Origin of the sequence: Variovorax trehalosi, assembly GCF_051216415.1 — a bacterium.
Classification (GTDB): Bacteria; Pseudomonadota; Gammaproteobacteria; order Burkholderiales; family Burkholderiaceae_C; genus Variovorax.
In genome coordinates, this window is the sequence record NZ_JBPJZG010000005.1 from 284,752 (window position 1) to 297,746 (window position 12,995).

General features: G+C 64.7%; 12 protein-coding genes and 2 tRNA genes. 7 read left to right on the forward strand and 7 right to left on the reverse strand.

Annotation, left to right across the window (positions count from 1 at the left end):
* Positions 1 to 175 precede the first annotated feature (175 nt).
* From ACSFA7_RS20255 to ACSFA7_RS20265, 3 genes are all read left to right on the forward strand, one after another.
* On the forward strand, positions 176 to 871 hold the full coding sequence (locus ACSFA7_RS20255; protein WP_435501038.1) for a Crp/Fnr family transcriptional regulator: 696 nt from the start codon (positions 176 to 178) through the stop codon (positions 869 to 871).
* A gap of 427 nt (positions 872 to 1,298) precedes the next feature.
* Complete coding sequence (locus tag ACSFA7_RS20260) at positions 1,299 to 1,721, forward strand: helix-turn-helix domain-containing protein (RefSeq protein ID WP_435501039.1); 423 nt, start codon at positions 1,299 to 1,301, stop codon at positions 1,719 to 1,721.
* A gap of 79 nt (positions 1,722 to 1,800) precedes the next feature.
* Positions 1,801 to 2,358, forward strand: a complete 558-nt coding sequence (locus ACSFA7_RS20265) for a UTRA domain-containing protein (protein ID WP_435501040.1) — start codon at positions 1,801 to 1,803, stop codon at positions 2,356 to 2,358.
* Between the two features lie 111 nt (positions 2,359 to 2,469).
* Here the strand turns inward: ACSFA7_RS20265 and ACSFA7_RS20270 are convergent, their stop codons facing one another.
* From ACSFA7_RS20270 to ACSFA7_RS20295, 6 genes are all read right to left on the reverse strand, one after another.
* Complete coding sequence (locus ACSFA7_RS20270; protein WP_435501041.1) at positions 2,470 to 2,904, reverse strand: NIPSNAP family protein; 435 nt, start codon at positions 2,902 to 2,904, stop codon at positions 2,470 to 2,472.
* A gap of 380 nt (positions 2,905 to 3,284) precedes the next feature.
* Positions 3,285 to 3,361: transfer RNA gene (locus tag ACSFA7_RS20275), tRNA-Arg, on the reverse strand.
* Positions 3,362 to 3,407: 46 nt separating this feature from the next.
* Positions 3,408 to 3,484 (reverse strand) — tRNA-Pro (locus tag ACSFA7_RS20280).
* Positions 3,485 to 3,542: 58 nt separating this feature from the next.
* The gene (locus tag ACSFA7_RS20285) at positions 3,543 to 4,247 is read right to left on the reverse strand and encodes a glutathione binding-like protein (RefSeq protein ID WP_435501042.1); all 705 of its coding nucleotides are present in this window, start codon (positions 4,245 to 4,247) and stop codon (positions 3,543 to 3,545) included.
* A gap of 101 nt (positions 4,248 to 4,348) precedes the next feature.
* Complete coding sequence (locus ACSFA7_RS20290) at positions 4,349 to 4,612, reverse strand: UBP-type zinc finger domain-containing protein (RefSeq protein WP_435501043.1); 264 nt, start codon at positions 4,610 to 4,612, stop codon at positions 4,349 to 4,351.
* A gap of 31 nt (positions 4,613 to 4,643) precedes the next feature.
* Positions 4,644 to 6,323 (reverse strand): FAD-dependent oxidoreductase, encoded by a 1,680-nt coding sequence (locus ACSFA7_RS20295; protein WP_435501044.1) that lies wholly within the window; start codon positions 6,321 to 6,323, stop codon positions 4,644 to 4,646.
* A 145-nt stretch (positions 6,324 to 6,468) separates the two neighbouring features.
* On the opposite strand from ACSFA7_RS20295, the gene ACSFA7_RS20300 reads away from it, so the two are divergent.
* From ACSFA7_RS20300 to ACSFA7_RS20310, 3 genes are read left to right on the forward strand one after another with little or no spacing between them, the layout of a single operon-like run.
* A complete protein-coding gene (locus ACSFA7_RS20300; protein ID WP_435501045.1) occupies positions 6,469 to 7,359 on the forward strand; it encodes a GNAT family N-acetyltransferase in 891 nt (296 codons plus the stop codon).
* The gene (gene ppk1, locus ACSFA7_RS20305; RefSeq protein ID WP_435501046.1) at positions 7,356 to 9,677 is read left to right on the forward strand and encodes a polyphosphate kinase 1; all 2,322 of its coding nucleotides are present in this window, start codon (positions 7,356 to 7,358) and stop codon (positions 9,675 to 9,677) included. The genes ACSFA7_RS20300 and ppk1 overlap by 4 nt, the downstream gene beginning before the upstream one ends.
* A gap of 19 nt (positions 9,678 to 9,696) precedes the next feature.
* Positions 9,697 to 10,158: a SixA phosphatase family protein gene (locus tag ACSFA7_RS20310; RefSeq protein WP_435501317.1), complete on the forward strand. Its 462-nt coding sequence runs from the start codon at positions 9,697 to 9,699 to the stop codon at positions 10,156 to 10,158.
* 7 nt (positions 10,159 to 10,165) lie between these two features.
* On the opposite strand, the gene ACSFA7_RS20315 is transcribed toward ACSFA7_RS20310, so the two are convergent.
* A complete protein-coding gene (locus ACSFA7_RS20315) occupies positions 10,166 to 11,686 on the reverse strand; it encodes a Ppx/GppA phosphatase family protein (RefSeq protein WP_435501047.1) in 1,521 nt (506 codons plus the stop codon).
* Between the two features lie 255 nt (positions 11,687 to 11,941).
* Between ACSFA7_RS20315 and pstS the strand changes: the two genes are divergently transcribed.
* Positions 11,942 to 12,976, forward strand: coding sequence for a phosphate ABC transporter substrate-binding protein PstS (gene pstS / locus ACSFA7_RS20320; RefSeq protein WP_435501048.1), 1,035 nt, complete (start codon positions 11,942 to 11,944; stop codon positions 12,974 to 12,976).
* Positions 12,977 to 12,995 lie beyond the last annotated feature (19 nt).

Genomic DNA, 12,995 nt, shown 5'->3' on the forward strand with positions numbered 1-12,995 from the left:
ATATCTCTTCACCTGACGATGGCCAGTGTTCAAGTGTCTTCGTGAACGCTTGGAAACTCGCGGGACGAACGGCGGCTTCGTCATCTGCGATCGCTCGCCCCGGGGGCATGCAGCACTTCAAAAAATGTATCTGCACCCGCTTCTTAGCAGTTTGAGCACGGCAGACCGAACGGCCTTGATCCAGCGCAGTGAGTTTCGGTCTTACCGGCGCAACGACCTGGTGATCGAGTCCGACGAATGGACTGATCGCATGTACTGCGTCACCGGCGGGTTGCTGCGGGTCGTGGCACGCGGCAATGCGGGCAACGCTGACGTCACGACCGACTTCATCCGACGTGGCGACATTTTTCACGGACCTTTGCTCAGCGAAGATCGCTATCAAGCCGCGTCCACGCTGATCGCCGCTCTGCCTTCGTCGGTTTACCTTGTCCCGGTCGCAGCGGTGCGCGAGCTTTGCGCGAAGCACCCCGAAATGGCGCTTGGCCTGGTCGATCTCACGCTACAGCGCACGGGCCTGCTACGCAGGCAACTGCGACGCATCTCTTCGCTGTCCGCGGAGGCGTTGGTGGGCCGTGTGCTTCATGAGTTGACGCAGCTTGCACCTGTCGGTTCGGGCGGGTACGACAAGCGCATCACGCAGGCGGTGATTGCCTCCTATTCGGGCCTCTCACGTGAAGTGGTCAATAAAACCATGCGCGATATGGAAAGTCGCGGCCTCGTCCGGCGGGACGGGGAGGGCATTCATGTGCCTTCAGATTTTGGCTCGACGGATGTTGGCAACTTGCTGCCCGCAGAGAACAAGCTGTCAAAGGACGACTACCGCCAGCGGGTGCCACCGCCTCGCCCGGATTCTCGTGGATCGGACAACTGAGATGCTTCTTTCATGCAGCGAGGGCTTCATGCGTGGTTGCGCATCCCAATGAATCGATCTCTGATGAATAGTGATGCGGGTCACTTCCGATGCGCAATAGTCCGCGTGAGCGCGAACAGACGAAAGCAAAATATTTGGTTGGAGATTGCGCGTGCGCTGTCCTTCAGTAAATCCGGTGCCGGATCAACTCATTCCATCCTGACCGACTCGAGCAATCAACTGTTCTTCATGATCCACCTATTCTTTCGTTGCCAGTGCCATGCCAGAAAGCTGTCACGCATACATCGAAGGATGTGGATGCGTCTGTTGCCCGGAATGCGCTTGTATCTCTGCGCCAATTGCCAGAGACCACAACTTCTTTCCAGGCGTTTCGTCGATCGCGCACGTGCGATCCGGGATGGCGCCAGCGCGTCTCGAGGGGATTGATATGGTGGGCGCCTCGGAAGCCGATGCGATGGCGCTAGGCGGCGGCTTCTCGGAACGCTTGGGCCAGCTCGTCGCAGCCAAAGGTCGCGGATGCAAAGCTGAATTGGCACGTTGTTGCGGCGTCACCCGACCTGCGATTACGCACTGGCTTTCGGGTCGGAACAAGGGCGTCGAATCGACTTGCCTGTTTGCCATCGCGGATTACTTCGACGTCGATCCCCGCTGGCTGGCCGTGGGCATCGGGTCCGAATGGCCCATTCCTCCGATGGAACGAAAAGTACATCCTCCTATCGGTGAGGTGCTGTCCAAGATCGAGGAAGTCGCTTCTCGGTGCAGACAGATAACACATGAGGAACGCATCGGAATCTATATGTGGTTGACCGGTGAAAGCTGCTGTTGCGCTTCATCTTCGAAATCCGTTTGATTCTCTGTTTGAGAGCATGACTTGGTCACATAGACAGCCGCACTAGGAAAGACAAAATACAGGTCATGGTCTGATCTTCGTGGGCAGGCTCTGGAGCGAAGCGGAGCTTCTTGCTCCGCTCGACGTGGCGGCCGCGCTGCAGCTCGCGGAGGGGACCACAGTGCTGAAGGTGGTGCGCGTGCGTGCAACTGGGCGCACGCCGATCCTGCACAGCGTGGTCTATCTGCCTGAGGCTGTGGGACGGCGTTTTGCGAAGGCGGCATTCGGCAGCGCGGCGCTGAGCGAACTGCTGCAGGACAAGGGCATTCGCTACGACCGTATCGAGATGGTCACCCGTGCCACGCTGGCTGACCTTTCGATTGGAAGCTGCGCGATGTTGCCATCGGGTCCGCGTTGGTGGATGGCATGCGCGTTGGCTACAGCGAGACGGGCTGGCCCTTCGAGTCCAGATTCCGCACAGGTCATCGGACCGCGTCCATACGCACGTCAAGATCGGAGGCTGATCCCCAGAGGGATCTATATCGCTCGGCAAGTGCTGCAGGATCGTATGGCTTCACAAGTCGACCTACGGAATTTCGCGCGTGCTAGATGGCTGCTTCAGACTGAAGCAGCCGATCGTGCTCCGATCTCTCGGTGACCGGTGTCGCGGTAAGCGGTCGTTGACTGGCTGTCTCTCTCAGCACGACCAAGACGGGCGGGGCTACTGGATCGGCGGCGACGCCAACTATCTCGTCCGCCGCGGAAGAGACTATTTCGCAGACGAGAAAGAGGTTGGCGCCAAGAACGAGTTGTCCATCTTCGCAACGATCGGTCCGGCTGCCTCGCTCGCCTTTCTGACCTCGACCCATTCAGGATCGACGACAAACTTGCCCCACTTGGCCTCACGATCGGCCAAGCTCTCCCAGACAAGCATGTAGGTAAGCGCGTTGCTGTCAGGTCCGACTGCAGTCGTCCAAGTTGGCGGCCGAGGCATCCTCAACCGGAATGCTGGCAAGCCTCTAGTGCGTTGACACCGACAGCGGGTTGCGTGGGACGGATCGGGCCTGCATGGGCGTCGCTCGCTCAGGTTGCACAGTTCGATCATGGTGGCGGAAGCGCGCTTGATTTGCCGGGCTGACATGCAACATCGCTCGAAAGCTCGGCAGTCGCTTGCGAAAGGTTGCCACTGGTTCTTCCCAGTCATGTGGGTCTCAGCACCTCAGCAACCAACGAAAGATGCACAGGGTAGTAGGCGTAGAAGACCCGTCGACAGCGGCGCAACGGAATGCCAGTACTTGCCCGCTGCCTTGACCCGAAGGTACATGTCGCCACCATCGGCGTAGCGCTCGCCGATCGCAGTGCCCTTGTGCTTTACGTGCCTCACGAATGTGTCGGTCAGTGGCATGGTGATCCCCCGTGCCGTCGGTACCTGGCTTGCGGCCACGTGCAGGTACCTGTGGAAGTGCCGACAAATTGCGAAGATTCGATGCGGCGGCCCGACATCGTGAGCAGCAAAGAAAAACCCGCCACTCCTGTGAGAAGTGCGAGTTCTGAGGCAGCGTGAAGCTGCATGAAATGGGGGATTGGCCTGCCCGGAGGGGATCGAACCCCCGACAACCTGCTTAGAAGGCAGGTGCTCTATCCAACTGAGCTACGGGCAGATTCCGGGCCGGACAGAAGCAAAAACGAAAACACTGAAAGAAAACTTGGTCGGGGCGAAAGGATTCGAACCTTCGACCCTCTGGTCCCAAACCAGATGCGCTACCAGGCTGCGCTACACCCCGACAAGCCTTCTATTCTAGCCCGGATATTGACCGGATATTGACCGGTTCTTGAGCTTTCTCAGCGTTTCTCGTATTGCGTCTTGCCGAAAAGAACCTGGCGCTCCTTGTCGCCGGTGAGCGGCTGGCGCAGATCGGCCAGCACTTTCACGCCGCGCTGCACCGCCGGGCGCGCGGCAATGCCGTCGAACCAGGCCTTCAGGTGTGGGAAGTCGGTGAGGGTGATGCCCTGGTTTTCCCAACTGCGCAGCCACGGGAAGATGGCGATGTCCGCAATCGAATAACTCTTGCCGGCGATGAACTTGTTCTTCGACAGCTGCTTGTCGATCACGCCGTAGAGGCGCCGCGCCTCGTTGGTGTAGCGGTCGATCGCATAGGCGATCTTCTCGGGCGCATACAGGCGGAAGTGATGCGCTTGCCCGAGCATCGGACCGACGCCGCCCATCTGGAACATGAGCCACTGCAGCACGTCGTAGCGTTCACGGTCGCCGGTGGGCAGGAACTTGCCGGTCTTGCCTGCGAGGTAGACGAGGATCGCGCCCGATTCGAAGAGCGAGATCGGCTTGCCGTCCGGACCGTCGGGGTCGGTGATGGCGGGGATCTTGTTGTTGGGGCTGATCTGCAGGAACTCGGGCGCGAACTGGTCGCCCTTGCCGATGTTCACCGGGTGCGCGCGGTAGGGCAGGCCGCACTCCTCCAGCATGACGTGAACCTTGTGGCCGTTGGGCGTGGGCCAGGAATAGACCTCGATGGGCGATGCGGGCATGTCTCGGGCTCCGGGAGAGGGGATGTGATGGGAGGGAGGCAGCATATACGTGCCCATCCAAACCCGTGCCAGCGCGGGAATTCGCCTTGCGGCAGTCTCTTTCAGCCCACCTGCAGCTGGTGCGTGTTGCACCACATCCAGTCTTCGCCCGGTTCCAGGGACTTGATGACCGGATGCCCCTCGGCCCGTGAATGCCGTGTGGCATGACGGTTCTTCGACGAGTCGCAGCAGCCCACATGGCCGCAGTGCACGCACAGGCGCAAGTGGACCCAGGTGTCGCCGGTCTTCAGGCAGTCCTCGCAGCCCCGCTGCGTGTGAGGTTGCGCGATGGTGGAAGGCACGTGGTCGCAGGCTTTGATGGGCACCGAAGAACTCCTTGGTATGTGATTGAGTGGGTCAGGCCACGACCGTCGCCTGCGACAGGTGCTGATGGATCAGCGCCACCGCCGCAGCGCCTTCGCCGATCGCACCGCCCACGCGTTTGACTGAGCCCGAGCGCACGTCGCCCACGGCGTACACGCCAGGCACGCTGGATTCGAGCGCCGTGGCCGGGCGCGCGGGAAAGCCGCTGCTCGCCGGTGCGCCGGTCAGCACGAAGCCGTGCTTGTCGACCGCGACACCGCAGCCTTCGAGCCACGAGGTTTCGGGCTCGGCGCCGACGAACAGGAAGATGTTGCGCGCCGGGCAGTCGTGCTCGTTGCCGCTGGTGTGACAGCGCCATGTCGCACCCGTGAGGCCTTCGTCGGAGCCGCCATGCAGGCGCACGAGTTCGGTGTGGGGCTGCAGCTCGATGTTGGGCGTGGCCTCGATGCGGTCGATCAGATAGCGCGACATGCTGGCCGCCAGCGAGGGTCCGCGCACCAGCACATTCACCTTGGCCGCATGCCGCGAGAGGAACACCGCGGCCTGGCCCGCCGAGTTGCCGCCGCCGACCAGCGCCACTTCCTGCTGCGAGCAGATCTTCGCTTCGATGGCCGAGGCCCAGTACCAGATGCCGCGGCCTTCGAATTCGGCGAGACGCGGAACGTCGGGGCGCCGATAGCGCGCGCCGCTCGCGATGACCACCGTGCGTGCGTGGATCGTGCGGCCGTCGGCCAGCGCGATGCCGAGGCTTTCGCGCTCGTTCTCGCGCGAGCAGTCCAGCGAGGTGACCTTCGCCGGAATCAGCATCTCGACACCGAACTTCTGCGCCTGCACGAAGGCCCGCCCAGCCAGCGCCTGCCCCGAGATGCCGGTCGGAAAGCCCAGATAGTTCTCGATGCGCGCGCTGGCGCCGGCCTGGCCGCCGAACGCGCGGCAGTCGAGCACGATCACGCGCAGTCCTTCGGACGCGGCGTACACCGCGGTGGCGAGGCCGGCCGGCCCCGCGCCGACCACGGCCACGTCGAACAACTCGTTGTGCTCGACGGTGTCGACCATGCCGAGGCAGCGTGCCAGCGCATCCTCGGCCGGGTTCACCAGCACCGAGCCGTCGGGGCACACGGCCAGCAGCTGGCAGGTGCCATATTGGTTGAGTAGCGCGGCCGCATCGGGGTCCTCGGCGGCATCGACCAGGTGATAGGGGTAGCCGTTGCGGCGCAGGAAGTTTTCCAGCCGCGCCATGTCGGCCGACTGCGGCTTGCCGATCAGCACCGGCCCGCTCGCGCCGGATTCGATCAGCGCCACACGCCGCAGGATCAGCGCGCGGGTGATGCGTTCGCCAAGATCGGCTTCGGCGACCAGCAGCGCGCGCAACTGCTGGGGCGATACGAGCAGCGCCTCCACGTCTTCGTCGGCGTGCCCGTCGACCAGGGCAGGGCGGCCGCTCAGCTGGCCGACTTCGGCCAGGAATTCACCCGGGCCCTGCCGCACGATCGGCACCACGCGCCCGAGCCCGTCGCGCTGTGTGACAGCCACCACGCCCTTGAGCAGAACGAACATGCCGGGTCCGGTTTCGCCGGCGGTAAAGAGGCGCTCGCCGCGTGCGAATTGCTGCACGCTGCCGAAGCGCGCGATGCGCGCAATCTCGGTGTCACTGAGGACGGGAAAGGTCTGGTGAAAGCGGCTGCTGTCGGTGCCGGCTGCTGCGGTGGCCATGTGTCCAAGCTCCATGTCGCGAGTTCACCCGAATTAAACGACGAAGTGCGCCAGGCCGGCTGTAACACCGTCATGCGTATGCAATCTTCCTGACACGCCGGCTTCATCGCAGGTGCGGAGACTCCCTCGGCAGAAAGGGTTCCCCATGAAAGAACTGCCCAACCCGACGTTTCCGCTCTCGCAGCTCGGGCTGCGCGCGGCCTTGTGGCCTGCGCCCACGGTCGTCGCTGTCGCCGGTGCTTCCACCGCGGCCCGCGTGTCGGTGCCGCAGGCACCCGCCGTCATTCTTCCCCCGCCCGTCGAAGCCAAGCAAGGCATCACGGTCGGCTGGGCCCGTCACCTGGACGACGTGCGCGCCGCGCAGCGCCTGCGCTACGACGTGTTCGTCGGAGAGATGGGCGCTCGCGTTTCCTCGCCGCTGGCCGGCCACGACATCGACCTGTTCGACGACTTCTGCGAGCACCTGCTGGTGCGTGACGAGCTCACCAACCAGGTCATCGGCACCTACCGCGTGCTGACGCCGGCCCAGGCGCGCCGCGTCGGCAGCACCTACAGCGACACCGAGTTCGACCTGACCCGCCTGCGCGACCTGCGCGAACGCATGGTCGAGCTGGGCCGCAGCTGCGTGCATCCCGAGCACCGCCAGGGCGGGGTGATCCTTGCGCTGTGGGGTGCGCTGGCCGGCTTCATGCACCGCAACAAGCTGGACACCATGATCGGCTGCGCAAGCATTCCGATGTCGCACAACGGTGTGACGAATGGTGACGCGGCCGCCAGCATCTGGCGGCAGGTCTCGGCCAGCCACATGGCGCCGATCCAGTACCAGGTGCAACCCCGCCTGCCGCTGCCGGTCGAGCGGCTGGACAGCACGCTCGACGTGGAGCCGCCGGCGCTCATCAAGGGTTACCTGCGACTGGGCGCCAAGGTGCTGGGCGCACCGGCCTGGGATCCGGACTTCAACGCCGCCGACCTGCCGATGCTGATGCGCATCGACGACCTGCCGGCGCGCTACCGCAAGCACTTTCTCGGCGCATGAAACCGGCGGCCGTCCGTCCTGACGACGGGCCGCCCGCCCTCCCTCCGGGCATGATGGAGCCGCACAGGGCAGGAGACGCTGCGTCACGCGATCGTCACTCAACTGTCACAAATGACATCGACACTGTCATATTTCCGCCTACGTCTGCTCCCGTGCCGCTTGCTCCAGAATCAGTGTCCATGTCACCAGTCCCTGCAGACCGGTCGCCCGCCGCCGCGGCGCCCACGTTCACCCTGCTCGACCGGGATCACAGCATCCTGTCGTTCAACGAGCGCGTGCTCGACTGGGCCCACCGGCCCGAGGTCCCGCTGATCGAGCGTCTTCGCTACCTTTGCATCGTGTCTTCCAACCTCGACGAGTTCTTCGAGGTCCGCGCCGCGCCGCACCTGATTGCCGGCAGCGCCGGTGACCAGAAGGGCACCTACACCGTCGACTCGTTCGAGCAACTGGCCGAGGCGGCGCACAAGCTGGTGGCACGCCAGTACGCGCTGTACAACGACGAGCTGATGCCGACCTTCGCGACGCACGGCATCCACATCATTTCGCATGGCGAGCGCAACCCGGCGCAGCGCAAATGGGTGAGCGAGTATTTCGAGCGCGAGGTGCGCCCGCTGCTGATTCCCGTCGGGCTGGACCCGGCGCACCCGTTCCCGCAGGTGGCCAACAAGTCACTTAACTTCATCGTACGGCTCGGCGGCAAGGACGCTTTCGGGCGCGAGAACCCGATCCAGATCGTCAAGCTGCCGCGCGTGCTGCCGCGACTGATCCGCATGCCGGCCAAGGTGTCGGACGGCAAGACGCTGTTCGTGGCGCTGTCGAGCGTGGTGCGGGCCCATCTGTCGAGCATGTTCCCGGGCCGCGAGGTGGGTGACTTCTCGCAGTTCCGCGTCACACGGCATTCCGATCTCGCAGTGGACGAGGAAGACGTCAAGAACCTGCGCACCGCCCTGCGCCAGGGCCTGCAGCACCGTCACTACGGACAGGCCGTGCGGCTGGAGGTATCGGCCAGTTGCGCCGAATCGCTCGCGAGCTTCCTGCTGGCGCAGTTCAACCTGCCGCCCGAGTCGCTGTACCGGGTGCATGGGCCGGTGAATCTGGCGCGGCTCACGCAGCTGATCGACCTGATCGACGAGCCGCAGCTGCGCTTTCCGCCGTATTCGGCGTCGTATCCCGTCACGCTGTCACCCGCCCAGTCGTTCTTCGAGCGCCTGCAGCGCGGTGACGTGCTGATTCACCAACCCTTCGAGAGCTTCGACGGCGTGCTCGCCTTCCTGCGCGAAGCGGTGCTCGACCCGCAGGTGCTGGCCATCAAGCAGACGATCTACCGCACCGGCGCCGATTCCGAACTGATGGACCTGCTGCGCGAAGCCGTGCGCCGGGGCAAGGAAGTCACCGTGGTGGTGGAGCTGAAGGCGCGCTTCGACGAAGAGGCCAACATCAACTGGGCCGAAATGCTGGAGTCGATCGGCGCGCAGGTGGTGTACGGCGTGGTGGGCCTCAAGACCCACGCCAAGATGCTGCTGGTGACACGCCGCGAGGGCAAGCAGCTGCGCCGCTACGGCCATCTTTCCACCGGCAACTACAACCCGCGCACCGCCAAGCTCTATACGGACATCAGCCACCTCACGACCGATCCGCTGCTGACGGCCGACATGGAGGCGGTGTTCGTCCACCTGGCGAGCCAGAGCCGCCTGCCCAAGCTCAACCGCATGTGGCTGGCACCCTTCGACCTGCACAAGAACCTGGTCGCGCAGATCGACGCGCTGGGCCTTGCCGCATCGAATGGCGAGCCGACGCGCATCGTCGCCAAGATGAATGCGCTGACCGACGACGCGCTGATCGCCGCGTTGATCCTCGCGGGGCAGAAGGGCGTGAAGATCGACCTGATCGTGCGCGGCGCCTGCACGCTGCCGGCGCAGGTGCCGGGCCTCACCGACAACATCCGCGTGCGCTCGGTGATCGGGCGTTTCCTCGAGCATTCGCGGGTCTTCTATTTCCGCAACGGCGAGGACGAGGCGCTCTACCTCTCGAGCGCCGACTGGATGAACCGCAACATGATGCGGCGCATCGAGCTTGCCTGGCCCGTGACCGACCCGGGCCTGCGCCAGCGCCTCATCGACGAGTGCCTGGTGGCCTACCTGCACGATGGCCGCGACGCCTGGGACCTGGGCGGCGACGGCGTCTACACCCGCGTCGACCGCGACACGAACCCTGGCGAAGAGGGCGCGTCACGCGCCGTCGAGGCGCATGGTGCGCAGACCGCGCTCATGAACCGTTATGCGGCGCGAGGGCATCACGGCGATGCATCCAGCAACTGACGACCGAAAGACGATGACCATGGACTTGATCTTCTGGCGCCACGCCGAAGCCGAGGACTGGACCGAGGGCTGCGACGACATGCAGCGCTCGCTCACCGCACGCGGCGAAAAGCAGGCCAAGCGCATGGCCAGCTGGCTCGATCGGCAACTGCCCGACGGCACCCGCATCGTCTGCAGCCCCGCGCGGCGCTGCGAGCAGACCGCCCTCGCGCTGGGCCGCAAGTACAAGCTGCGCAACGAACTGGCGCCCGACACCACGGCCGATGCGCTGCTGGGCGCGGCCGGCTGGCCCAACGGCAAGTCGGTGGTACTGATGATCGGCCACCAGCCCTCGGTGGGGCAGGCCATCTCGCTGCTGCTGGGTCTCAAGCAGGACAGCTGCCCGGTGCGCAAGGGCGCGCTGTGGTGGATTCGCACCCGCGAGCGCGATGGCGACGTGCAGACCGTCGTAGTGACGGTGCAGTCGCCCGAACTCCTTTAAGTCCGGGTCAAGCGCCGTTCAGTTCCACGCGCCAGTTGCTAGTTTTTTGCCAAGCCAGCACTTCCTCGCGCAGGAGGTGCGCCGACTGCGGATAGGCATCGGCCCAATCGGGTGCGCACACGATGGTGAACGCCCGCGCGCCCAGTGCCGCGAGGTGCAGCGCCTGCGGATCGGGGTCGCGCCGCGCATGGCAGAGGATCACGGCCAGCCGCAGCGCCAGCAACTGCATCACGAAGGTCTCGTCGTCGAGCGCGGCTTCGAGCTTGCGCAGCTTGCCGCGTTGTCCCAGCACCAGTTGGCCGAGGGCGTGCAGTTCGTTCACCGCGAAGCCGGGCGCGTCGGTGTTGTCTAGGATGTAGGCGCCGTGCTTGTGATAGTCGCTGTGCGACACCAGCGCGCCGATCTCGTGCAGTTGCGCGGCCCAGCCGAGCTTGCGCAGCGCGCGGCCCGCGCGGTTGGACGTACTGCCGCCGCGTGCGGCAGGGGCCAGTTGCACGAAGAGCCCGGCAGCGGCTTCGCCCACCCGCTTGGCCTGCGCCGCATCGACCGCGAAACGCGTGGCGAGCCGCGCCACCGTGGCGGTGCGCATGTCGGCCACGCTGTCGTCGCGCTCCAGAAGTTCGTAAAGCACGCCATGGCGCAGCGCACCCTGGGCGACCTTCATCTCCTCGATGCCGAGCAGGTCGAACACCGCGCGCAGTACGCTCACGCCGCCGCCGATCACGGCCTTGCGGTCTTCGCGCATGCCGTCCATGCGCAGCTTGTCGACGCTGCCGGCCTTGAGCAGGCGGTCGAGCAGCCAGTCGAGGCCCTCGCGGGTGACGAGGCCGGGCTCCGCGCCGGCGGCCGCCAGCACGTCGCCGACCGCGCCGATGGTGCCGGAAGCCCCGTAAGCCACGTCCCACTGATCGCGGGTGTAACTGCCGAGCGCGTCGTCCAGCACCGCCTTGGCGGCCACTTCGGCGGCGCGGAAGGCGGCGGGGGTGAACTGGCCTTCTGCGAAATGCTTCATCGACCACGCGACGCTGCCGACGCGGTAGGACTCCACCAGTTCGGCGTCGAGCGCGCGGCCGATGATCATTTCGGTGGAGCGCCCGCCGATATCCACCACCAGACGGCGTTCGCGGTCGGAGGCGTCGGTGTGCGGGAGCATGTGCGCCACGCCCTGATAGATAAGGCGGGCTTCTTCCCGGCCCGGGATCACGTCGATGCCGAAGCCCAGGATGGTGCGTGCACGCAGCAGGAATTCTTCGCGGTTGCGCGCCTCGCGCAGCGTTTGCGTCGCTACGGCGCGCACCTGCGAACGCTTGAAGCCGGCCAGGCGTTCGCCGAAACGCGCCAGCGCGTCCCAGCCGCGCTGCATGGCTTCGGTGGTGAGATTGCGGGCGCTGTCCAGGCCATTGCCCTGGCGCACCGTTTCCTTCAGGTACTCGGTGCGATGGATCTGGCCGTGGTCGACCTGTCCGATTTCGAGCCTGAAGCTGTTGGAACCGAGATCGACTGCCGCGAGGCGGGTGCCGTTTTGCATGTAGTTGTAGTGAAGAGGGCGGTGTTGTCTTTGATCGTAGCGCCGTGACAGGCGCGCCGCCTCCCTAATCGCTCAGCGGCGAGGTTGGGAGGCTAGGCGCGGTGCATGACGGTTGTGTGACAGCGTCACACGGCTGGCGGGGGGGAACACAGGCATTTTCCCTCGACAGCGGGGTGTCATATTGATGTCACACAAGCTTTCTAGAGTCCGTTCCAAGCCCGAAAGGGACTACTTCTTACTTCTAAAGGAAGCTTCATGAAAACGACGTTCAAATTTGCAACCGCCGGTCTCGTGGCCGCGCTGTTCTCCATTCCCGCCCTTGCCCAAGACGTGACCGGCGCCGGCGCCAGCTTCCCGGCACCGCTGTATGCCAAGTGGGCTTCGGACTTCAACAAGGCCACCGGCGTCAAGATCAACTACCAGTCGGTCGGTTCGGGCGCTGGCCTGAAGCAGATCGAAGCCAAGACCGTCGATTTCGGCGCTTCGGACGCTCCCCTGAAGGACGACGAACTCCAGGCCAAGGGCCTGATGCAGTTCCCCACCGTCATCGGCGGCGTGATCCCCGTGGTCAACATCACCGGCATCAAGCCGGGCGAACTGAAGCTCAACGGCCAGGTCCTGGGCGACATCTACCTGGGCAAGATCACCAAGTGGAACGACCCCGCCATCAAGGCACTGAACGGTTCGCTGGCCCTGCCTGACGCCGCCATCGCCCCGGTTCGCCGCGCCGACGGTTCGGGCACAAGCTTCCTGTTCACCAACTACCTGAGCAAGGTCAACGCCGAGTGGAAGACCAAGGTCGGCGAAGGCACGGCCGTGAACTGGCCCACCGGCGCGGGCGGCAAGGGCAACGAAGGCGTCGCAGCCTTCGTGAACCGCCTGCCCAACTCGATCGGCTACGTCGAATACGCCTACGTCAAGCAGAACAAGATGACCTATGCCCAGCTGCAGAACGCTGCCGGCAACTTCGTCGCGCCCGACGACAGCGCCTTCAAGGCCGCTGCTGCTGCCGCCGACTGGAACAAGAGCTTCTACCAGGTGCTGACCAACCAGGCCGACAAGGGCGCATGGCCCATCACCGGCGCCACCTTCATCCTGATGCACAAGGTGCAGGACAAGCCCGCCAACGCGACCACCGTGCTCAAGTTCTTCGACTGGGCCTACAAGGGCGGCGACAAGACCGCTGATGACCTCGACTACGTGCCGATGCCCGACGCCGTCAAGGCCACCATCGCCAAGGCATGGGGTGACGTGAAGGACGCATCGGGCAAGCCCGTCGCGTTCAAGTAAGCCATCCACCCACCAGTCC

Excerpts from the sequence above, each read along its gene's own strand:
- ACSFA7_RS20315 (WP_435501047.1), bottom strand. The coding sequence starts at position 11,686 with ATGCAAAACGGCACCCGCCTCGCGGCAGTCGATCTCGGTTCCAACAGC.
- ACSFA7_RS20270 (WP_435501041.1), bottom strand. The coding sequence starts at position 2,904 with ATGACTGGGAAGAACCAGTGGCAACCTTTCGCAAGCGACTGCCGAGCT.
- ACSFA7_RS20310 (WP_435501317.1), top strand. The coding sequence starts at position 9,697 with ATGGACTTGATCTTCTGGCGCCACGCCGAAGCCGAGGACTGGACCGAG.
- ppk1 (WP_435501046.1), top strand. The coding sequence starts at position 7,356 with ATGAAACCGGCGGCCGTCCGTCCTGACGACGGGCCGCCCGCCCTCCCT.
- ACSFA7_RS20285 (WP_435501042.1), bottom strand. The coding sequence starts at position 4,247 with ATGCCCGCATCGCCCATCGAGGTCTATTCCTGGCCCACGCCCAACGGC.
- ACSFA7_RS20300 (WP_435501045.1), top strand. The coding sequence starts at position 6,469 with ATGAAAGAACTGCCCAACCCGACGTTTCCGCTCTCGCAGCTCGGGCTG.
- ACSFA7_RS20260 (WP_435501039.1), top strand. The coding sequence starts at position 1,299 with ATGGTGGGCGCCTCGGAAGCCGATGCGATGGCGCTAGGCGGCGGCTTC.
- pstS (WP_435501048.1), top strand. The coding sequence starts at position 11,942 with ATGAAAACGACGTTCAAATTTGCAACCGCCGGTCTCGTGGCCGCGCTG.
- ACSFA7_RS20295 (WP_435501044.1), bottom strand. The coding sequence starts at position 6,323 with ATGGCCACCGCAGCAGCCGGCACCGACAGCAGCCGCTTTCACCAGACC.